This is a genomic window from Limnobaculum allomyrinae, from assembly GCF_016649425.1.
Taxonomy (GTDB): domain Bacteria; phylum Pseudomonadota; class Gammaproteobacteria; order Enterobacterales; family Enterobacteriaceae; genus Limnobaculum; species Limnobaculum allomyrinae.
This window is the reverse complement of record NZ_JADRCR010000002.1, coordinates 543049-564707: the sequence shown is the minus strand read 5'-3', so window position 1 is coordinate 564707 and position 21659 is coordinate 543049. Positions and strand designations below refer to the sequence as shown.

The 21659-nt window shown below is 36.4% G+C and carries 20 protein-coding genes; 10 read left to right on the top strand and 10 right to left on the bottom strand.

Going from position 1 to position 21659, the window contains the following annotated elements; translation table 11 throughout:
- Positions 1-123: 123 nt before the first annotated feature.
- The 6 genes from I2494_RS06775 to I2494_RS20595 all read right to left on the bottom strand — a co-directional run bounded on the left by I2494_RS06775 (position 124) and on the right by I2494_RS20595 (position 4767).
- Positions 124-1758, bottom strand: coding sequence for a DUF927 domain-containing protein (locus I2494_RS06775; RefSeq protein WP_218466329.1), 1635 nt, complete (start codon positions 1756-1758; stop codon positions 124-126).
- A gap of 198 nt (positions 1759-1956) precedes the next feature.
- Entirely contained in the window at positions 1957-2778 is an 822-nt protein-coding gene (locus tag I2494_RS06770) for a hypothetical protein (RefSeq protein ID WP_218466328.1), read from the bottom strand.
- Between the two features lie 122 nt (positions 2779-2900).
- Positions 2901-3059, bottom strand: a complete 159-nt coding sequence (locus I2494_RS06765; RefSeq protein ID WP_228350861.1) for a helix-turn-helix transcriptional regulator — start codon at positions 3057-3059, stop codon at positions 2901-2903.
- 167 nt (positions 3060-3226) lie between these two features.
- Positions 3227-3715: a RadC family protein gene (gene radC, locus I2494_RS06760; RefSeq protein ID WP_218466326.1), complete on the bottom strand. Its 489-nt coding sequence runs from the start codon at positions 3713-3715 to the stop codon at positions 3227-3229.
- Between the two features lie 12 nt (positions 3716-3727).
- Positions 3728-4273, bottom strand: a complete 546-nt coding sequence (locus I2494_RS06755) for a hypothetical protein (RefSeq protein WP_218466325.1) — start codon at positions 4271-4273, stop codon at positions 3728-3730.
- A 122-nt stretch (positions 4274-4395) separates the two neighbouring features.
- Entirely contained in the window at positions 4396-4767 is a 372-nt protein-coding gene (locus I2494_RS20595; protein ID WP_218466324.1) for a helix-turn-helix domain-containing protein, read from the bottom strand.
- Positions 4768-5152: 385 nt separating this feature from the next.
- Here I2494_RS20595 and I2494_RS06745 point away from each other — a divergent pair, with 385 nt between their 5' ends.
- From I2494_RS06745 to I2494_RS06720, 6 genes are all read left to right on the top strand, one after another.
- On the top strand, positions 5153-5680 hold the full coding sequence (locus tag I2494_RS06745) for a hypothetical protein (protein WP_218466323.1): 528 nt from the start codon (positions 5153-5155) through the stop codon (positions 5678-5680).
- A gap of 22 nt (positions 5681-5702) precedes the next feature.
- Positions 5703-6461 carry a hypothetical protein gene (locus I2494_RS06740; RefSeq protein ID WP_218466322.1) on the top strand — a complete coding sequence of 253 codons (759 nt, stop codon included), beginning with the start codon at positions 5703-5705 and terminating at the stop codon, positions 6459-6461.
- Positions 6462-6539: 78 nt separating this feature from the next.
- Positions 6540-6743, top strand: a complete 204-nt coding sequence (locus I2494_RS06735) for a DNA translocase FtsK (RefSeq protein ID WP_218466321.1) — start codon at positions 6540-6542, stop codon at positions 6741-6743.
- Between the two features lie 247 nt (positions 6744-6990).
- Entirely contained in the window at positions 6991-7839 is an 849-nt protein-coding gene (locus I2494_RS06730) for a hypothetical protein (protein ID WP_218466320.1), read from the top strand.
- Between the two features lie 57 nt (positions 7840-7896).
- On the top strand, positions 7897-9150 hold the full coding sequence (locus I2494_RS06725; protein ID WP_218466319.1) for a hypothetical protein: 1254 nt from the start codon (positions 7897-7899) through the stop codon (positions 9148-9150).
- A gap of 435 nt (positions 9151-9585) precedes the next feature.
- Positions 9586-10791 carry a winged helix-turn-helix domain-containing protein gene (locus tag I2494_RS06720; protein ID WP_218466318.1) on the top strand — a complete coding sequence of 402 codons (1206 nt, stop codon included), beginning with the start codon at positions 9586-9588 and terminating at the stop codon, positions 10789-10791.
- A 57-nt stretch (positions 10792-10848) separates the two neighbouring features.
- Here the strand turns inward: I2494_RS06720 and dcuC are convergent, their stop codons facing one another.
- Both dcuC and pepT read right to left on the bottom strand, forming a co-directional pair.
- A complete protein-coding gene (dcuC, locus tag I2494_RS06715; protein ID WP_218466317.1) occupies positions 10849-12207 on the bottom strand; it encodes a C4-dicarboxylate transporter DcuC in 1359 nt (452 codons plus the stop codon).
- The gene (pepT, locus tag I2494_RS06710; protein WP_218466316.1) at positions 12204-13457 is read right to left on the bottom strand and encodes a peptidase T; all 1254 of its coding nucleotides are present in this window, start codon (positions 13455-13457) and stop codon (positions 12204-12206) included. Before pepT ends, dcuC begins: the two co-directional genes overlap by 4 nt.
- Positions 13458-14421: 964 nt before the next feature.
- Between pepT and I2494_RS06705 the strand changes: the two genes are divergently transcribed.
- From I2494_RS06705 to I2494_RS06690, 4 genes are read left to right on the top strand one after another with little or no spacing between them, the layout of a single operon-like run.
- A complete protein-coding gene (locus I2494_RS06705; protein WP_218466315.1) occupies positions 14422-15603 on the top strand; it encodes a DNA cytosine methyltransferase in 1182 nt (393 codons plus the stop codon).
- 2 nt (positions 15604-15605) lie between these two features.
- Complete coding sequence (locus I2494_RS06700; RefSeq protein ID WP_218466314.1) at positions 15606-17795, top strand: ATP-binding protein; 2190 nt, start codon at positions 15606-15608, stop codon at positions 17793-17795.
- 4 nt (positions 17796-17799) lie between these two features.
- A complete protein-coding gene (locus I2494_RS06695; protein ID WP_218466313.1) occupies positions 17800-18648 on the top strand; it encodes a hypothetical protein in 849 nt (282 codons plus the stop codon).
- Positions 18649-18691: 43 nt separating this feature from the next.
- On the top strand, positions 18692-19423 hold the full coding sequence (locus I2494_RS06690; protein ID WP_218466312.1) for a hypothetical protein: 732 nt from the start codon (positions 18692-18694) through the stop codon (positions 19421-19423).
- Between the two features lie 134 nt (positions 19424-19557).
- On the opposite strand, the gene I2494_RS06685 is transcribed toward I2494_RS06690, so the two are convergent.
- On the bottom strand, positions 19558-20646 hold the full coding sequence (locus I2494_RS06685) for a porin (RefSeq protein WP_218466311.1): 1089 nt from the start codon (positions 20644-20646) through the stop codon (positions 19558-19560).
- 271 nt (positions 20647-20917) lie between these two features.
- Positions 20918-21394 carry a hypothetical protein gene (locus I2494_RS06680; protein ID WP_228350859.1) on the bottom strand — a complete coding sequence of 159 codons (477 nt, stop codon included), beginning with the start codon at positions 21392-21394 and terminating at the stop codon, positions 20918-20920.
- Positions 21395-21659: the final 265 nt, after the last annotated feature.

The following is a 21659-nucleotide window of genomic DNA, read 5'->3' as shown; positions in this document are numbered from 1 at the left end:
TACAAGTACCAGAAAATTTTAATCATACTGAGGAAAGTGATAGTAACCAGTAAAATCATTAGCACTCATTTCCAAAAAGTGCCAGTTAATTGACTGGCACTAGATAGCATATAATCGATTATATTATATACATTTTTTCACAAAACAATACCTCCGCCCCACTCCCTTACGTACTGCACGAGTATTCTTTCCCGTAGCATCACGCAACAACATTCCTTGTGCTGCTAAATGCTCCAACAACAGCCTACGTTGCAGGCGATTAGGCTCAATCTCTTTTAAAACATCACTTTTTAAAGCTAATACACTCACACCATCAATTTTCTTCTTAAAGACGGCAAGTTCATCAATTTCATCACTAGAAAGAGACTTATCTTTATCCAAATCCACCACATCAACCGTAGAAAGAAGGTGTAGCAGCTTATCAGGTATGCGAACAACCTTTGGAACGGGTTTAATATCCCCCTCGTCCAAATAAGCACAGGCATCCTGATAGCAACGAGAAATTCCTTTCATGATGTCTTTCTTATCAAACGGCAATACCTTGTATTTAGAGGCCAAAGCCCCCGCTGCATATGCCAAAGCAAAACGTTTAGCCGTGCGTATTTCCACTCCATTGTTTTTATCAACATTATGCATTTTCAGAAAGAACTCAATACGTTGATTCAAGTACTGTTTCATTTTTTCAGGATTAGCCTTACGTTGACTAACATATTTCTTCAAAAATGCATATTGGGCTGTACCGTGATACTGATTGCACAACACCGCTATGTTTTGTACTAATTCGCTAGAAGAACCCACTTCCATTGGAATTGTTTCAAAAATACCGTGACCACTTCCTGTATCCGCAGGAATATCGATAGCACGGGCCTCTTCTCCCTCGAGACGAGAGATTCCACCATCAGCAGCGTGTTGTTTTAAACTACGTTCTCCTGCACTTAGAAAAATAACACGCCACTCATCGCTTCCCCTCTGCTTTTCATAATTCTTTGAGTATTTAGTCCCGCGGCCACTCGCTAAGACATAAGTGACTCCCTGAGTTTTTTCCGCAGCTTTTTTAGGATTAGAGTCCGCGAGTTTCAATTCATCAAGACACAATAAAGCGTCATTATGGGCTTGAGCCAACTCTTGCCCTGCCTTGTCAGTAAACTTCATCGTATTGACATATTCAGGGCTACCATAGGCTGAGGCACTAAAGAGTAAAACAGTGCTTTTCCCCACGGAACTCATTCCAAAAAAATGAAAACCGCCACTTTCTATTCCCGAGTCTTTTAACAAAAAAGCAGAAAAAGCCGAACATAAACCAAGCATCAAACGTGAACTATAAATAGCATAGACAGCTAAATTATCCTGCCAGTTCTGGAGGCTATCCTTTTTACTGACCGCTGGTAGATTATTTTGATACTCAGGCTGAATTATTGGACCATACTTATCATCGCTTCCCCATATTTTTCCACACGGTGAAATATAAGAATCACCAATAAATCCTGGCTTTTTGGTTAGAATAAATGTGTTGTCACAATGTTCGCATAGCTTATCAATTAGCTGCTTACGCACATTTTTAGCTACATTGGCAGGAAATCCTTTAGAGATTAACAAGCTAAAAAACTCACGAGGCTTATCTAATAAATTAGTATGGATAATTAGCTTTGTCATACCCAAATCAAGACTAAAATATTCAATTAATAAAAACGATTCATCAGCACTGCTTTTCATAACAGAACGAGCTAATAGCTTAACTACCGGCTTAAATTTTTTCATAAGAAAATCCATTATACGATAACATGTTCAGGAGAACGTGATAGGTGGTCTGCATCACCTATCACGTAATCACCCATCAAAAATCAATTACATAAATATGAATGTAGCTATAGCCATAAACTGATCAGTGTTGGAGGATGAGATCTGTCTAACCATAGAGTTGTTGCATCTATGGGGGCTATAGCCATAGTTTTGAGGCTATTTAGTATTACGTTTTAATGACAATCCAAATTTAGAACGTGTAATGCCATACATAAACCTCAGCCCAGATAGACCTACCTTATCTAATTTAATGAGAGCTTGAATGAACTGTTTTTTACGTAAGCGATAATCTTTGGTACGACGCTGTCCATCGCATCCCTGATAAAGTTCGATACGTTTCCATTGAGTTTTAAAAATATAAGTAATCTGTTTCTCTGGATTACGTAACATCCCTACATGCATAGGGCGATTCTTAACACCATCCCGTGCATTCATATTTTTAGGACGTTTCATAAAATTGCGTAATTTTGTGAATGCCTCAGCGTCATATTCCATCAATAGATGAAAATGAAGTATCCAGCGCTTACTATCTGCATGAAAATCAGCTTCAAGCGAACCAATTGCAATACCGTTATAGCCAATCCGTTGAAGCTTTTTATAGAACTTATTAATTAGATTATTAATGTCATATTTTAATAATTCTCCATCTTCTAATGAATCACATAAAAATACTAAAGTGACAAAGCGTATATCGTTAAATTGCTCTAAATTTGCCACAATATCTTTTGCCATTGCTGTTTTGTTTATATGACAACAAATAGGACAGGCAGCACTTTTACAATAAATTCCAATATCACAGTTGGCTAACTTATTTGCTAATTTATTTGCCTTCTTACTTTTACTGTTAGATAAGTAATTATGACGAGTTTCTAATTCTTTAAGGCAATCTACTAATTGCTTTTTATTTTTAAAATATGAACATTCTTTCAATATTGATTGAATATAAGAATGACGAATATCATTATGAATAAAACTCATATTGTTTTCCTTTTAGGATAATTAGTTTTTATTGAAATCCAGACAAAGAAATCCCATACAGAAATAATTAATTATTTCCGTTGCTTATGCTTCATCTGGATATCGGTGGTGTATTACATAGATTACATAGTCCGAGACTGTAACCACTGTTGAATTGCCTCAAAGTCGTAACCAACACGGCGAATACCGATCTTAATACGAGGCGGGAAATTAGCCTTAGCTTCTAAATAATAAATAGAATTGCGCGTTTTATAATTTAACATTTCCATTACTTCACTCATGGTGACAATCTTAATTGTGTTCTTAACGTTCATTTTGCTTAGTCCTCTTTGTTGTTGAGTGACACTAATTATCCACCGGCTAAAACTAAATATTGGAAATTTCCAAAATTAGCTGGAAATTTCTAAGGAAAACCATGTATGTGATTGATTTTTATTGAATATAAAAATCATAGAAATCCTCGTTCAGCCATCGATACCGAGCTATCACCCGCCACAACAAAGTGATCCAGCACTCTGACATCCACCAGTTCAAGCGCATATTTCAGCTTTAACGTAATATGCTTATCAGCCTGACTAGGTTCAGGGTCACCACTTGGGTGGTTGTGTACAAAAATGATAGCGGCGGCATTCAACGATAATGCTCGTTTAATGACTTCTCGGGGATAGATTGAGGTCTCGTTAATTGTGCCCCGAAACAACTCTTCAAACGCTAACACTTGATTTTGATTGTTGAGAAACATGCAGCAAAACACTTCATACTCATAGCGTGCAAGCTTCAATTTGAAGTATTCACGAGTTTGATTGGGTGAGATGATCTTAGTACGTCGTTTAAATCGTCTGGCTAACAGCGTATTGGCAATATCTAAAATTTCTTGTTCAGTAACAGGCTTGTTGATGGTGTAATAGCCCTTTTCTTTAGTTGATTGAAATAACATAGCTAACCCTACCTAAAACGGCCTTTCAATAAAATAGATAGCTGAGGAAAATAGTGTGTGGCGTGTTTTTTTGGGAATTAACGAGAAGGAGTTCTGTTGTGCTTTTACATTGCCACTACTATCAAAAAAGTAGAAATACTTTTTATCCGCACCAATAATAATTGACCAGTGTTCTTGTGTTCCAAGTAATATCACTCGTTGATAGAGATTATCTTTGTGATTAATAAAAGTAGATATATCTTTTATTATATTTTTAGTGCGGAGGTTAACTTGGTGTTGGTAAGGTTTTTTTATTATTAGAGGGTGGTGCTTAAGATAATATCCCTGCTGAAGAGTTGATTGAATTAGATAGTCCATTTCATCGTCGTCTAATCCATTTGTCACTAAATCATAAATGTCATAATGATATTTATATTCCCGCAGTAATGTATTAATTAAAGGTTTTCTTTTTACCCGGCCATCATATAAATAAGCCAGTGTATTAACTAAACTATATATGCCACACAAACAGTCTAAGTGGCCTTGTTGGGACGCACGTAACCCTCTATTAAATCTCAATAGATAATACCTTTGCTTGATTTTGAATATATTTTTTTGGCTAGTGGTAATAAACTCAATATATTATTGCCACTTTTGGCATTATATCAAACTCAACACACAAACACAAATAATTCTTATTATCAATTAGTTAGCTTGTCGAGAAGCACAATAAAAGCACTTTGCTGTTCACTAGAAAGTTTCGTCCATAACAGGTCTAGTTGAGCTTTTAATTCTTCGGTTTTTACACTCTGGTATACCTTTTCAGATTCTTGTTTGTTTTCTACGTCATGACTAATAAAAAACCAGCTAATTGGTGTGTCGAGATAAGCCGCAATATCAATTAAGTGAGTCACGTTAATCTTATTGGTTCCCCTCTCATAGCGAGAGAGCTGCTGCTGTGAAACTCCGATTTTTTCAGAGAGGCTAGCCGCCGTTAGCTTTTTCTCCTTACGTCGCTGCTGAATACGCTTTCCGATCAGTTTATCGGCTTCTGTTACCGTGAGTTTTGACATTGAACCACCTACCTTAGCGTTACGCTTTACCTAGTAAGTGGAATTTTCGTCTACGTTTACACTTGTATAAACATCCCTATAAGTGTAATAATATTAATAAATACTCGCTTACGGACATTTAATTCAAAAAGGTATCTTTAAAAGGAAGGAAAGACTTTGACTAAGTGTAAATATTGCGGCTCAACCGCTAATGCAGGCCAGCCCTGTAAGAAAAGTCCCACAACCTACCATGTTGTTGATAATGGGAATAGAAAGTGTATCTACTGTGGTGCCACAGCATCAGTAGGGCAACCATGTAAAAAAAGCCCGACTAAGCATCATGTTAACGGCAGCTAGTGCTCTGCACTTTATTCATTCCCGAACCATTAAACGGATTTGATTCAATATGGCGACCACGATTAAGAGTGTAGTTGAAAGCTTTGAATACCTGTTTGACTCACTCTATAGGCAGGAATTTGTTAAAACACTACGCCTGAATGAATGCAACGAACGAGAACTTCTGCCTTTGGTGAGGTGCTACCTTTTGGGCTGGTTTGGCGACACCCTGACGCCAGAAGTACAAGCACAACTACCGGGTACGTTGACGGGCAATGGCTACCTAGATTTTATTATCGATGATGTTGCCGTTGAGTTTGCTGTCAGACGACCTGACGCCCCTAAAGCAACGCTATCAGCCTACGTAAACTCAACGGAAATGAAAAAGCTGATGAAGTACGACGGCAAGGCTCTGCTGGTACTGTTTGACTTCTCAAGCACACCATTTACTGAGCAACAGATTGATGCCTTTCGCGATTGGCCTTCATTAGGTCAAGGAAACCATAAGAAATCCGCTTTTAACGTTGTTTACTTCTATGTAAAGAAACAGCGACCGCTGACACTAGGGAAAATCACCAAGAACATTCGCATTAATTGAATGTTGCTTAAAAGGAAAATCAATGAAAAGGTTATACTTAATTTCTGTTATATTATTAACAGCATGTTCTGATGACAATCAAATTATTAAAGACTTTGAAAACCAACTACACCATGATCGTGATTATAATTGCTCCTCATTAAATGTGAGTACATTTAAAATACATAATATTTCACCTGACACCTATCAACTAAAAGGAGAGCTAACTTTTACAGAGGATACATATAGTAGTATAACCAGTATTGGTACAAGATTTATAGATGAAGACAGACCTCTTCTTTTTATAAAAAAGACCGGTCATAGAGGTGATAAAATACCATTCGCTGCACAAATAACTAAAGGTGTAAAAAAATATCATATTCAAGCATTAAGAAAATACGATCCTCAATCAGATACTTATTCAGCAAGTGTGAATTCTGCTTGCGGCATGCCACTACGCTTATACAGTGAAGGTGATTATCAGATTTACATTCTTAATAGTGATGATTATCACTCCAAAATAAAAAGTATAAATTCATACTTGGATAATATTAAGAATGAAATAAAGTCAGCTCAGGATATTCAAAAAACCAAGGATGACCAGTACGTTAAGGATAATAAGGATGTACGATATGAGGGTGACCTAAATAAGTACGAATTAGCTTTACAGGAACAAAAAGTGCTAACGGATAAGTATTTTGAGCTAAAAAGAGAGAATGAAAACCACATAGGCGAACTTAGATATAAAACTGAAGTTATCAATAGGGCTTTAGATTTTTTAAAATCCAAGTCAGATGAATAACATGCCGGGGCAAAATGTAAATCATCTAATAATGATTCATCTGGATAAATAAATTAAACTTCAAATTAGGAGTGAATTATGCATGACCTTACTGAAACCATGAGAAAGCATAATCAGCAAGATTTTTTAATGCAACCAACTAGGGAATGGATAACTCAAAACCAGTTTATCAATATCTCTATATCTAAAATACAACGACATTTTCGTATTGGTTATAATCGTGCTGCAATTATTCTTAAAATGCTTGAAGCAGAAGCAATTATTAAAAACAGTCATGAATAAAATACTTCATATTAATTAATAGAAATCCCACCGCTTACTATTCATATCCGGAGCCTCGAGAAAGAATTGAAGCACTTTAAGGTATCTTAATGCTTTGACATATGCTTTTGGTTTGTAAAAGTGGGTTAATACGTCTATTTTCCAGCCATATATAAACTATAAATGTGAAGTAAATCACAAACACCTATACCGATTTACAAGATAAAATAAACGAACATATTTTCATTGTAATCACAGAGAAAAACATATGGCACTACCTACCAGACTCTATTATCCACTAGACCTTGCAGCTAAAGAAATAGGATGTGATATTAATGAGTTACTTCACTTTGCATCTATTGGCGTATTAGAGATTTGTATCGCAGCTCCTGAACCACCTGACGGATGGGATGATGATGATAAGCTAGATGACAATCCTTTTGAACCACGGCTATATGTTAATAAATTAAAGCTAAATAAAACTAAATCTATAGTGAAACTTAACTATGAAACCATGAATACAAAAATATCCGCTTCATATAATTTCAAAACTAGATCCTACGCTCACCTTGACATATCTGGATTGATTGCAATCCCATTCCTTTACATAAAGAATTTTGATTGCTTCGGCAACGATACAATTACTGTTAACCACTTTAATTTGCCAAGAACTGAAACAAAGATTGAAATCAGTGAAAACTTAACAATTAAGAAAATAAGTACTGATGATTATAAAGTGAATGTAAAGAGTTTCACTATCAGTGCTGAAGAGCTAACACTATTAAAGAATGGAGGTAAGTATCTTGAAAAAATACAATTCCCTATAGAAATAAATAATGAAACCTTGCTAACGCAAGAAAAACCCAAACGAAGAGCAAATGAAAATAAGCAAGCATTATTTATTAAAGGGCTAATAGCTGTGTGTTTTGATAATGGAGAACAAATACTGGAAAATCCAACGACCCCAATAGATACGGGCATTATAAAGCGAAAGTTTGATAGTGCAGGTTTAGAGACAGGTGTTTGTGGGAAAACCGTTACTGATTGGCTTGAGAATGTTGAGCTGAAGCGTACCGCACCATCTGAAAAATCTAAGTCCAAGATAGTAAAAAATTAGTTATTCTTGTCTATACATTATTTTTAATTAATAGTGTGTAATAAAAGGTAAAGTTAATTGAATATTCAAAAAATAATTTCAGATTGTAAAAATAAAAACCTCAATTATGATTATAATGATGTCCGTAAAATTTTAAGAATTCAGATTCCCAAAGCTAGAAATGATTCTAATATCATTTTAACTTCAGATATAGTAGACATCATAGCTGAACGCAATATTAACTTACTTGACTATAAGTATATTGAAGGATATGAGGCTATTTGGTCAATTGAGCAGGATATTATTGAATGTGAAGTTGAGTTACCTCAGAGACATTTTTCTTTTGAACGCTATTTCAGAAATAATTCAATCTGCAAGGAAGAAAAGAAAATACTGATTGAAACACATCTTGAAGGTATTGTCGCGGAACTTTCAGAGATTAGTAATGAATTCCATATATTAGAAATATGCAAGGATATTGGGCGTCCAATAGGAATTATGGGGAGCTATAATATTGAGAGGTTTGATAGACGGAAAAGTTCATCTACATCACTAAAAATATCTGGACTTAATATTTCAACTCATGAACAAGCATTGAATATTATTAAAACCATATTTGCATCAATTTGTTTTCAGTTTGATTGTAAAACAAACATTCCATTAATGTTAGCCATAGCGAGAAATTACTCTCGAGCCAGATTGTCACATACATCATTAGATGATTTAGAACTAACTCGTGTAAATCAACACTATGATAATGAGGCATTATCTTTATATTGGTATGCTCAGTCTGCCTTGGGTATGCCATTATTACAATACCTAGCTTTATATCAAGTAGTCGAGTTTTATTACCCTATTTATTCTGAACTTGCAGCTCAAAAGAAAGTGGCTAATGCATTAAAAGATCCAAGTTTTAATAGTCATAATACAAAAGATATAGCAAGAATATTTAATATTGTTAAAACAGCATCCTCTACTCGTTCAGAATTATCTCAACTTGAAGCCACCCTTAAGGAGTGTGTGGAGATTAGCTTACTTCGCGATTGGCTCAAATCTGATAGTAAAAGAGATGAATATTTTCGTTCAAAAAATGCAGTAAAGCTTTCTGAGTATAAGATAAACTCCCATGTTACTGAAGATGATGAACTTCTAAGACAAGTATTACAAAGGTTTTATAATATAAGATGCCGTATAGTACATACAAAAGGTGTAGATGCAGAATTAGAGGTTTTGCATCCACAAAGTAAAGAAGTTAAATACTTAGAGTATGATATTGAATTAGCAAACTTTTTAGCTCACCGAGTATTAATTTCATCAAGTAAGCCAATGTAATTAATATAATAATACGTTAAGGATTGTGTTATATACTTGATACAAATAATAGTACATTTTTTAACCAACCAGATCAGTAACAATACGCAATAGTTATACGTTTAGTTATACAATAAAAGTTGAATTTAAAAACATGAAATAATATCAATTAGTTAAAATAAAGATTCAACTTACGCCAGCGAAAACCGTATCTTCTCAAGGAGATACGTTTTTTTTTGTCCAGACCAGTCCGTACACATCCTTACCCTTGTATGAAAAATAGACCCGGGACGTTTTTGCTCAAATATTCTGGGCTCATTATTTTTTCAAATATCTACACTGAAAAAACACTGCCATCACGTTATTAGCCTATTTTCTATATGACTTGTAGTAACATTAACCACAACGCCAATTATGTTTTATCCATAGTCCGGAAAGAGTATATAAGGATTTATTATGGTTGATACGCTGTCACTAAAACAAGCCAGGAAAATCGTGTTACTGAGCCAGGCGCTTCCTAAATCGATTTCTCATAAAAGTGCCGAGAAGGCGACGATAGCAGCTATCAATCAACTTGGTTATATACAGATTGATACGATTTCTCGTATTGAACGGGCCCACCATCACACGCTATGGAATCGCGTTAGCGGCTATAAACCCGATATTTTAGATTCTCTTCAACAACAACGTAAAGTATTCGAATATTGGGCACATGCGGCTGCATATCTGCCAATAGAAGACTTCCGTTATTGCCGCATTAAAATGCGTCATATAACGGAACATGAAAAGCCGTGGCATCCTCAGGCCAATAAGATTAAGGCTGAAGTGCTTGCCCGCATTAAAGCTGAAGGCCCGTTACAATCAAAAAACTTCGAAGATAAAAGCCACAAGAATGGCCCCTGGTGGGATTGGAAGCCTGCCAAATCGGCTCTGGAGCTGTTGTTTCTACAGGGTGAACTGATGATTGAACGGCGTATTGGATTTCAAAAAGTGTTCAATTTGACCGAACGGGTATTACCTAACCATATTGATACAACCCTACCTACCCAGGCTGAATATGCTCAATATCTGATTAAACGTTATTTACAGGCTAACGGTTTAGGTAGTGAATCTGAGTTTAGCTATTTACGTCAGGGTATGCAGCGGGCCATCCGGCAGGAGTTATTACACATGCTTGAGGCTGGGGAGATCATCAAATTACGGTTGGGCGAAAGCGATTATTATGCTGACAAAGAAGCACTACAATTGCTTAATAAAAACCTGCCCAAAGCCGATGTAAAGATTCTTTCACCCTTTGATAATCTGGTCATCCAGCGTAAACGCCTCAAAAATCTGTTTGATTATGATTATCAACTTGAATGTTACCTAAAGCCTCAAGATAGAAAATTTGGTTATTTTTGCCTACCTATTCTATGGCAGGGTGAATTTGTCGGGCGAATGGATGCTAAAGCCGACCGACAAAATCGTACGCTTATTATCTATAATCTATTTACTGAAAAGCGATTCAACAAATCTGACACATTTGTTCTTTCTCTAATATCTGCACTCAATAGTTTTAGTCACTTTAATCAATGCCAACGTTGGGAAATTCAACAATGCAACGATCGCAAAATAGCAGAGATGATTTGTGCTCATCATGCACACTATCAACGTAATGATTAATTGAATAATAAAAAACGGCGGCACAAAACATGGCCGCCATTTCGTTGTTATAAAACCTTAATAAAACAGACCGATAATCAGTGTATGAACCACCAATCCAACCAACAGTGGTACTGAGGTTCTTTTTACCACCTCGAACGGCTGCAACTTAGCACCGCTGGCAACGGCGATCACGACGCCGGATACCGGCGACATAGCCCGCCCCATGTGGGATGCTTGTTGCATTGGTAGGATCATCGCCGTCGCGCTAGCCCCCATCGATTCGGCAATCTTAGGAATAAGCTCGACAAAGGCCAGGAACGGCGCATTACCAGAGCCCATAATGATTGCCGCAGCCAACGTAACGATAGCAAATACAATTGCCATAGCAAATGGCGGTAATCCAACCGCTTCTGCCATGAGAATCATTTGATCGATAGCGCCAATACTCATGATTCCATGAGCAAAAGCCCCGGCGGCGACCAACAGGCCGACCACATTCGCAAAAGCACTGCCCATTCCGCCGAGAAACTTATTAAAACCGGCGCTAACTTGTTTAAAATCCCGTAATCGCAGTAGCTCGATTATCATGCAGATAAACATGGCGATCAGTACGATAGTCACTACATGCAACTTGACGCCGGAGACAAAAATTGGCGAGAACCCCACTGCCATAATGATCGGTAACATCGGCAAGAGAGCATAAAAGCCCGGAGCACTCTTACCTGCCTGTTCTTCAACATTGGGTAAATTGGCAACCAATCCCTGCTTGCTATCGCAATAGCGCTGCCAAAACACGTGGGTGGTACCAACAACCAGTACCGTTGCTACTGCCGCAGGCCCCTGATAATTTAATACATATTGTACGACTTCCATCCCCGCCGCCTGTGAGCCACGAATAGCATCAATCGCGGTTGGCGTATAGGCAATACCTAATGAAGTGGCGATAACTCCTGCCGCCGAAGCGGAAGACAGCCCAAGGCCCAACATAATCGGAAACATTGTGCCCATCAGCAATACCGCCAAACCCGTAGCGGATGGAATTGCCAACTGTAATACGCTGGCTAACAAATAAGAGAAAAACAGTAAAATATAAGGTGAACGCAGCTTGCGCAATGGCCTGGTAGCAACCCTGACTACCGCATCATTGGCACCAATATGGTCCATATAATGGGCAAAACCCATCAACGCCATAATCATCAGGCCCAAATCGGCAGCTCGGGTACTGAACAGCCACTTAGTGACCTCAAAAGGATCAAACCAGCTGATGCCGGTACTTTTTACCGATTTAGGTAACAGCTCACCCCAACCGGTCACAAGCGTACAAAACATCAGCAGCAGACCAGCGGCCAACAATACTGGCTCTGCTTTATAGCCTTTTAAAATTAACCGGGCGACTACAACGATGACCAGTAACGCAATAATAATCTGAATCATTGAGCACTTCCTTGAGCAAAACGGTTATGGGTTTGCTTAATGACTTCGATCACCACCTTGCTTGCAGCCTGTAATGATTTCACCGGCAGATATTCATAGATGGAGTGAAAGTTATGCGCCCCGGTAAACAGATTTGGGCAAGGTAGACCTTTTTGCGATAGTGCCGCGCCGTCATAACCGCCGCGCATTGGGATGACTTTCGGTTCAATACCACAAGACTGATAGGCTGCCAGAGCGATATCAATTGGGAAACGGTTTTCTCCCTGTAGGCTGTTATAAACGTTAGCGTAACGATCTGCCAGATTGCAAACTACACTACCCTCTCCCCATAATTCTGCGCAGTTTTCCGCCAGTTTACCGAGAAACTCCATGCGCTGACGGTAACCTTGCTCAGTGAAGTCGCGGACGTCCATCTTCAATACAGTCCTGGCGCTATTGCCCTGCATTTGCTTAACCCAGTAGTAACCCTCACGACCTTCGGTATACTCCGGTGCTTCGCCTCCTGGCAGCATGGCAATAAACTTATGGGCCATCAGCAGCGAATTCTTCAGTTTTCCCTTGGCGGACATCGGGTGTGCTGACTGACCATTAAAAATAATTTCCGCATCACCAGCGTTCCAGTTCTCATAAACCAGTTCACCAATGCCACAGCAATCAAGCGTGTAAGCAAAATCTGCACCGAATGCCTGTACATCAAAGGCTTTAGCACCACGCAGTCCCTGTTCTTCATCGGGAACAAAGCCTACCTTTACCGGTCCGTGTTTGATCTCAGGGTGTTCAATCAGATATTGAACCGCATTAACAATCGATGCTATAGCCGCTTTATCGTCAGCACCCAGCAAGCTGGTACCGTCGGTAACAATCAGATCATCACCGATATAGTTCGCCAGCTCAGGAAATTCGCTCTGACGCAGAAAAATATTTTTCTCTTTATTCAAACAGAGATCGCCGCCTGAATAAGGCAAAATCTGAGCATGAGTATCGCCAGAGTGTTCGGCGCTAGTATCCAGATGTCCAAAAAACGCTACCGTTGGTAGCGAATAATCAACATTAGAAGGCAATAGTGCGGTAACAATCGCCCGCTCGTTGACCTGAACCTTCTCCATGCCTAATGTCCGTAATTCTTCCGCTACCTTCTGCGCTAATACCATCTGCCCGTCGGAAGAGGGCATAATACCTGCGGCACCCTTTTCACGATTGGTTGTAGTATTAATTTTCGTATACGCAATAAAACGGTCGATGATATTCATTAAACAACTCCTATTAGAAATCAAAAATAAAGTTGGTTATAAATACTCTAAGTTTTACTCAAAAATTCTCTACCAAATCAATAATTAACAAAAAAAACATTGTTTGATGGATTTTTATTTCTTTACAAAAGAATTAAATGGATGATGATTTCATTTCACTTTCAAGAGATATTTAATCAAAAATATCGGCTAAACCAATACATGTGATATTAAAAATAATTAATTGAAGGATATTACTCCAAGCGCTAATTAACATAGAATTAGATTAAGAATATGATTGATAAAACAAGAATTATTTAGTTTATTGAACCAACAATGGTCTTGTTGGAAGCTATCAACGATATATACGATTAAAGGTCAAACTTATGATGTGACACTGGTCGTTATGACAAAGAATCACACATGCGAACTACAAACAATGTTGCCAAACGCCAAGTATCTTAATTCCAACCCTATCGAAAGAGCAAAGCTCACGTAGATCAAATAAAGTTTTCATGTGACAGTTTTATGTCGCAATGGGTCGTCTAAAGCGCCTGCGGTGTTTAGCTTATTATCTGAGTTTGGCTTGAGTTCAACGTCTAAAAAGGCTTCTGTTCAACTCCCGAATAGATTAAATTTTATACTTCAATTTTGTTGTGAAAATAGCCAGACTCCTGTTTCGACTATAAAGTTGAATTGTGTTATTTAGGTTAGTATATGAAATATTCGGCCTAAAACGATATTAAGAATATTATATTATTCAATTAAAACAATTTGTTATGTATGAGCTGGACTTTCGACCAATATTCACAAAATAAATAGTGCTGAAGACACTACGTACTAATTGGTACTCATGCAAAAATATATAATCAATTGATATTTAATGTAAATGTTAGTTGTACTTAAAAATTTCAAAATCCTTAATGTTTAAGGTATAGTGTACAATTACCACATAAACATTATATATTTATATATGAAATTCAAAGTGTTAGATTTATTTTCTGGTGCGGGAGGAATGTCTGAGGGATTTTTGCAGGCGGGATTTTCTGTGCCTTATGCGAGTGATAGAAGTCAACAGGCCGCAGAGACATACATCAACAGACATAAACAACTAGGTTTTGATTTAAAATACTACTGTGGTGATGTTGAGGAACTTGCTAATGAATCGATTCTTTATAATTTTTTAGATAAGAACTTTAACCAAATTGATGTTATTTGTGGTGGTCCTCCTTGCCAGGGATTTAGCCTAGCAGGTAAGCGTAATCCTAATGACAACAGGAATAAGCTTGTAAAAAGCTATATTAAAATTCTTTCACAAGTAAAACCTAAATATTTTGTCATGGAAAATGTTTTAGGTATTTTATCTGCAAAATTTGTCGAGTATGAAGGATTACAGAATAACTATAAAAATAGCAAAGTTATTGATGTACTGTTGGCAGAATTTGATTCTATAGGTTACTCTAATATACAAATAAAGATGCTAGATGCTAGTGATTACGGAGTTCCTCAAAAAAGAAATCGTGTTATTTTTCTTGGTACTCGCAATGATATTAATATAAAAGTTTTCCACCCTAAACCAACAGTAAAGAATAAAATATCGGCACAAGAAGCTATCGATGATTTAAGTGAAATAGAAAATGGTTCTACTATTTATGAGTATAATAAACCTATAAATACAGATTATCAAAAAAAATCAAGAGAAGGGAGAACTTTAACTAAAGATTGTACGTTATTAACATCTGAAATATTAAGTAATCATCAAACAAGTGTACATACAGAATTAGTTAGGGAACGATTTAGCTTACTAAAATCGGGTGAAAAGCTTCATTCTTTATTAAATCGTTTATCTACAGAAGATTATAAGCGTTTTAAAACTAAAAAACAAAATTGCAAAAAAATTATTGCTGATCAACCTTCGCCAACAGTTCTAACATTACCAGATGATTTAGTTCATTACTCTAAAAACAGAATTCTTACCGTACGCGAAATGGCTAGATTACAATCATTCGATGATAGTTTTGAGTTTCTAGGAAAAAGAACAACAGGAGGGGGATTAAGAAAGAATGAGACTCCTCAATACACATTAGTTGGAAATGCGGTTCCACCACTATTAGCAAAAGCAATTGCTAGTCAGATTATGGAAGCATTAAAAAAATTGGAGGAGTAATTTTGGAAAAATTACACTTTAAAACAAGTTCTGGAATAAAAAGTATTGTTGGAAGAGATCTAATAACAGATAAATTCGTTGCTATATTTGAACTTGTAAAAAATAGTTATGATGCTGGAGCATCAAATGTTATTGTTTCCTTTAATAATCTTAATAATTCATCAATAACTACTGACACATCCCCTCTCTCTTTAATTGACACTCAAAAACCTCATATTGTAATTGCCGATAATGGTCATGGCATGAATAAAGATGCCTTAATAAATAAATGGCTCTATTTAGCTTATTCAGATAAGCAAGAAGGCCACAAAAACAATGAACGTGTATTTGTAGGCTCAAAAGGAGTAGGACGCTTTTCATGTGATACACTAGGCGAAATATTAAATATTAGAACAAAAAAATCGAATGAAAATATTGAGCACCATCTATTAATAGATTGGTCAAATTTCGATAGAAACTTACATAATGAATTTGAAAATATTGATGTAATATATAACTCAAAAGTTGTTGAAAGCGACGAGCAATACACTATTTTAACAATAGGTACATTAAGACATACTACATGGAAAGATGAGAATGAGCAAAAGCGAGCTAAACAAAGTTTAAGTCGTCTAAAAAATCCTTTTGTTGAAGATAATTTATTTAACATCTTCTTAGGTGAGGATATATCCATTAATGCCCCCCTACCTAAATATAAAATTACTAATAATATAACATCAATACTAAAAGGAAAAACAACCACAATAGAAGCTTGCATTGATGAAAATATTAGTATCAATCTCTATGATCGTGGGGAGTTAATTTATAGCGCTTCAAAACCAAATCAAACCCTACTAAAACAAGTCTCCATAAACATATCAATAAACTATTTAAACACCTCAGCTAAAAGCATGTTTACTAGACGAATGGGAATTCAACCAATTCGTTACGGTAATATATTTATTTATAGAAATGATTTTAGAGTGATGCCATACGGTGAGGAAAATTATGATTTATTTGGATTAAATCTTAGGAAACCTCAAGGATATAATAGATATTTAGGTACTCGTGAAGTTATTGGTTATATTTCAATAAACGATAAACAGCATATATTTAAAGAAACCTCATCACGCAATAATGGATTCATTGAAAACATATACTTCAAGTCATTAGAAGAAATATATATTTATGATATTCATATGCTTTTAGAACGCTATATAAACCTTATAAAATGGGGAGAGGACTCCGAAACAAAGGAAGAACTATATTTTGACAACTCCGTAAATAAAAACGAAGTAAATAAGTTTAAGAATTATATTACCAGAACTAAAAAATACAATATTACTTACTTCAAAGATAATTTTGAAGTAGAAAATAACAACCCTGAAAAACAACTTGATGCAATCATTGAAGTAATTGAAGATAAAAATTTTCAAGAAAAAATAAAGGAAGTTAAAGATAAATTTTCTCAATTAAAATATGATAACAAAGAGAAAGAAAGAGAAATCGAAAATAAAGAAAAAGAAATAACTTATCTTTATAAACAAAATGAGAACTTACAAAAAAATAGAGAGCCCTCATCCTATTCTGAACAGATTAGCCATCACTTTAAAACAATGACAGAAGATTTATATTATGCCACAGAAGATCTTATTAATATAATAAATGAAATTAAAGATGAAGAGTTACAAAGAAAAGCACTTATTGAAATTGGAAAAATTAGAGGTACACAAAAAGAACTAAGTGCATTTAGAGACCTTTTAATTAACAGCAACTTAGACTTACGCTCAAAACAACGCGTTAATTGGTATGAACAAACTCTATTATACGTAGCTAATAGGAATAAGCAATCTTATGGTTTAAAATTAAGTTGCAATATAACAAATGAAAACTTCACTCCTAATTGGGAAAAAAATTGTGACATATTACAACTTCATATTTCATTAGATAATTTCTATCAAAATGCAAGGGAACATAAAGCACAATTTCTAGATATTTTATTTGAAGAAAATAGAATAGTATTTTCAAGTAATTCAAAAAAAATCGATGACATACATTTGAAAAATATTTTTAATCTTGGTTATTCTACAAAACCTAATGGTACAGGTATTGGATTGCATCAAATAAAAACCTTTTTTGAAAAAAATGAATGCGACATTATTGTTGAACAACCCAATGATTTGGTTAACTTTATAGTCAATAGAAGGAATTAAACACATGCGACTAAATTTTAATATAGTTATTGTTGACGATGATTTTGAGGATTTTAGAAGTAATAAGTGTCGTTCCATAAATAGACTAATCGAAGATGTCTCACAACACATTGAAAAAAAAGGCTTTACTCCTATTTTTTTTAAATATACAAATGTAGATGCTTGTCTAAATGATGAGAGCATTGATGGGAATAAACATCAAAATAGAATAGATTTTTATTTAAGTGATAACAATTTAGATGGTGATGAAAATAAAAATGGCATAGACTTATATTTAAAATTGAAAGATTCAATAGATAAAAAAGTATTATGTGACTTTGTTCTTTATACACGTTCAGAAATTGATGAAATAATAGAAAAATTATCAAAGAAACTGAATACTGAAAAAGATCCTAATTTATTTACACGATTTACATTTATAAGCAGACCAAATGAGGCCTCTGATACAGACTGGCATGATAGAATAAAATCAGTTTTGGACTATATAATTACACAAAGAGAAGAAATTAATCACCTCAGGGGCTTATTTGCGCAAATCACAGCCAGAATGCATAATATATTAAAAGAAAAACTAAACAATGATAATCTCACATTTAAAGATGCTATAGATACAGCATATAACAATAAATTTATCAAGTTATCGTTGAGGAGAAAATTACATACACAAAGAAATAGGCGAAATGGAATCATACATAACGATGAAGAGTTTGATCCTAAACTAAAAGAATTTAAAATAAAATGTAGTGATACTGAAGATAGCTCTAGAGGAAAACCCTATGGACATTCAGAATTTCAAAAACTCAGAGAATATTTAAAGTCAACTGAGAATGAACTATTAGAACAAGTAAAATAGAATCAATCTAGCAATAATACAGTTATGTCTGATGAGTTAGAAAATGGATCAATTAAGAAATTTTGCTGATAATCGGCTTATTAATGGCTGTATATATTGCGGAGGGCCTGAAGATACTCGTGAGCATGTCCCCTCTAAAGTATTTCTTGATCCTCCATTTCCTGATAACCTCCCTATCGTAGCGGCATGTAAAACTTGTAATAATAGCTTTTCACTTGATGAAGAGTATTTCGCTTGCCTTATGGAAGTTATGATTGCTGGCTCAACGAATCCTGACCATGTTAACCGCCCAAAAATTGCAAATATTCTTCGACGTTCTCCTCAACTAAAATCCAGATTAGAATCAGCCAAATATGTAAAAGACTCTCAAACATACTTTAAGATAGAAGCTCATCGTATTGAAAATATTATTCTAAAATTAGCTAAGGGACATGCAGCGTTTGAACTCAGCCAATGTTGTTATAATCAACCTGACTCTATATGGTGGTATCCGCTTAATTTATTGAGTGATAAACAAAGAGAACCTTTTGAGTCATGCCATTTCGTTGAGATTTTAGGCGAGATCGGTTCTCGGTGGATACAAAGACTATTAGTTACAGAGTTCATAATTGAATCATCATCAGGTGATATAACAATGCATAATGCAGTGATCAATGATTGGATTGATGTCCAAGACGGACGCTATCGTTACCTCACAATCCATGACGACGAGGGTATAAAAATATATATTGTTATTAGTGAATTTTTGGCCTGTCAAGTAATCTGGACCCCCTGAAAGGTTTAAAAAACTTTGAAATTACAATATACAGAATCACATACAAATCGACGTTTCAATTTGGTGAAAGGCGCATTAAGCGCCTTTCACCAACTCCAAGCCACTCGCTACCCCACCAGCAAGCAGCCCATCAATCAAAACTGATAAACAACCGCCACCGACACAATATCATCCGTTGATATTCCAGCCTTCTCAGTGAAAGTGCTGCTATCCAGCATATTGATCTTATAGTCGACTTTAGCGGTGAAATTGCTGTTGAAGTGGTAGTTGGCACCAACATCAATATAGTTAACCAGCTCTTCGCTATTGTATGTTTTGCTGCCTGTGTCATGACCCAGATCTTTACCTTTGGAGTAAACCCACGCCAGCGACGGTTGCAGGCCATTCTCGAACTGATACTGAGCCACCAGCTCTACGTTCTGTGTTTTGTTAGCAACGAAATCATCACCATACAGGTTCATATTGTAGGTTTGACCATAGATGGCTGCCAGATACAGGTCGTTTGCATCATATTTGATACCTGCACTCACACCGTCAGCACGATCGCCAAGATGGTCTTGCGATTGGTCATAAGTACGGTCAGATGAAGCATAAGCAGCGCCCACAGAAAGCCCCATGCCTAAATCATAGGTGGTGGACATACCCCAGCCATCGCCATTGCGATCGCTTTTGTTACGGTCGCCGGAGTCATTGCGGCCCTGATACTGAACCGCAAAGTCCAGGCCATCAACCGCGCCAAAGAAGTTTTTATTACGATAGGTTGCCAGATTACCGGCACGTTGAGTCATAAAGACATCTGTCTGCTGATAAGAGTCACCACCAAACTCTGGCAAAACGTCAGTCCAGCCGCCAATGTCATACAGGATGCCGTCGTTACGACCGTAGTCAAAAGAGCCAGCATCACCAAACTTAATACCGGCAAAGGCATAACGGGTGGTAGAACCGTTATCGTCACCGTTTTCACTGGAGCTGGCGGTAAGTTCGGTTTGATAGTAGCCGTAACCAATAATTTGTTCAGTAACCTGTGTTTCACCACGAATACCAAAGCGAACGAAGCTGTTGTCGCCGTCTTCGCCTTTGTCATCAGAGATATAGTGATTACCTTCGATTTGTCCTGAGAAGTCTAACTTGTTGCCGTCTTTGTTATACAGTTCGGCCGCATTTGCTGCACCCGCCACCATCATAATGGGTAACAGCCCTGCCAACAGTTTGTTGTTTTTCATTATTCGTTTCCTTGATTGATCCTGCCTAAATATCAACTGTTACGCTGCCGAAGATACCAAACGTTAGATATGCGTCTTTATCCTCCGCATCGCGTTTTATTGAATCAAACAATAGGTTAAGAAACAACATAAATGATAATTATTTTCATTATCGTTTGTGTTGTAAATATGAAATCTTATGAAGGAAGGTTTACAGGCAGGAATATTGATACGCTAAATACAGTGAAAGGGCTTTCGCCCCTTCACTAAAATCATGATTAATAATGACCAATCAATCGTCTTTACGATCGTCTGGCTTTACATCAGAACGGTGTTTGTCACCTTTGGCTTTGCGCTCACCTTGCTTGCCATCAGAACGTTTTTTATCGCCCTTCGCTTTACGATCTTCAGAAGCGTTTTTGTCGCCCTTCACTTTGCGATCTTCCGGCTTTACGTCAGAGCGTTGCTTATCACCCTTCTCTTTACCGTCTTCTGATTTAGTATCAGGACGTTGTTTATCACCTTTGTTTTTGCGATCTTCTGAATTTCTTTCCGGGCGATCGCCTTTCTCTTTACGCTCATCCTTTTTAGCATCAGAACGTCTGTTATCGCGCTTATCTTTACCATCGTTCGACTGACCATCAGAATGCCTTTCGCTGTGCTGCGCATCCTGAGGTTGCGGTGCATTATCTGGCTCAGCAAATGCGCTGAAACTGCCGGTTAATAATGCTGCGCTAAATAGTCCGATAACAATAGCTTTTGATTTCATCATATTTCCTTATTAGTGAGAAAATGCCCTCTACGCGGTTCAAAATATACCAAGGCATTTCTCCGTCAATGCGCTTTACACATCCTTGACACTATTTTCAGTTTCTTATCGCTTGATAGATAAAAATAATTTACCCGGGAAATGATAAAGCGGGAATAATAGTTATGATGGTTTTCAGCATAAGATTTAAACCATAAGTTATCCTAATCTCCGAGTAAAAAGTTTAATTACCCATATGCCGATAATATCTCTATCCTGCTGGCGA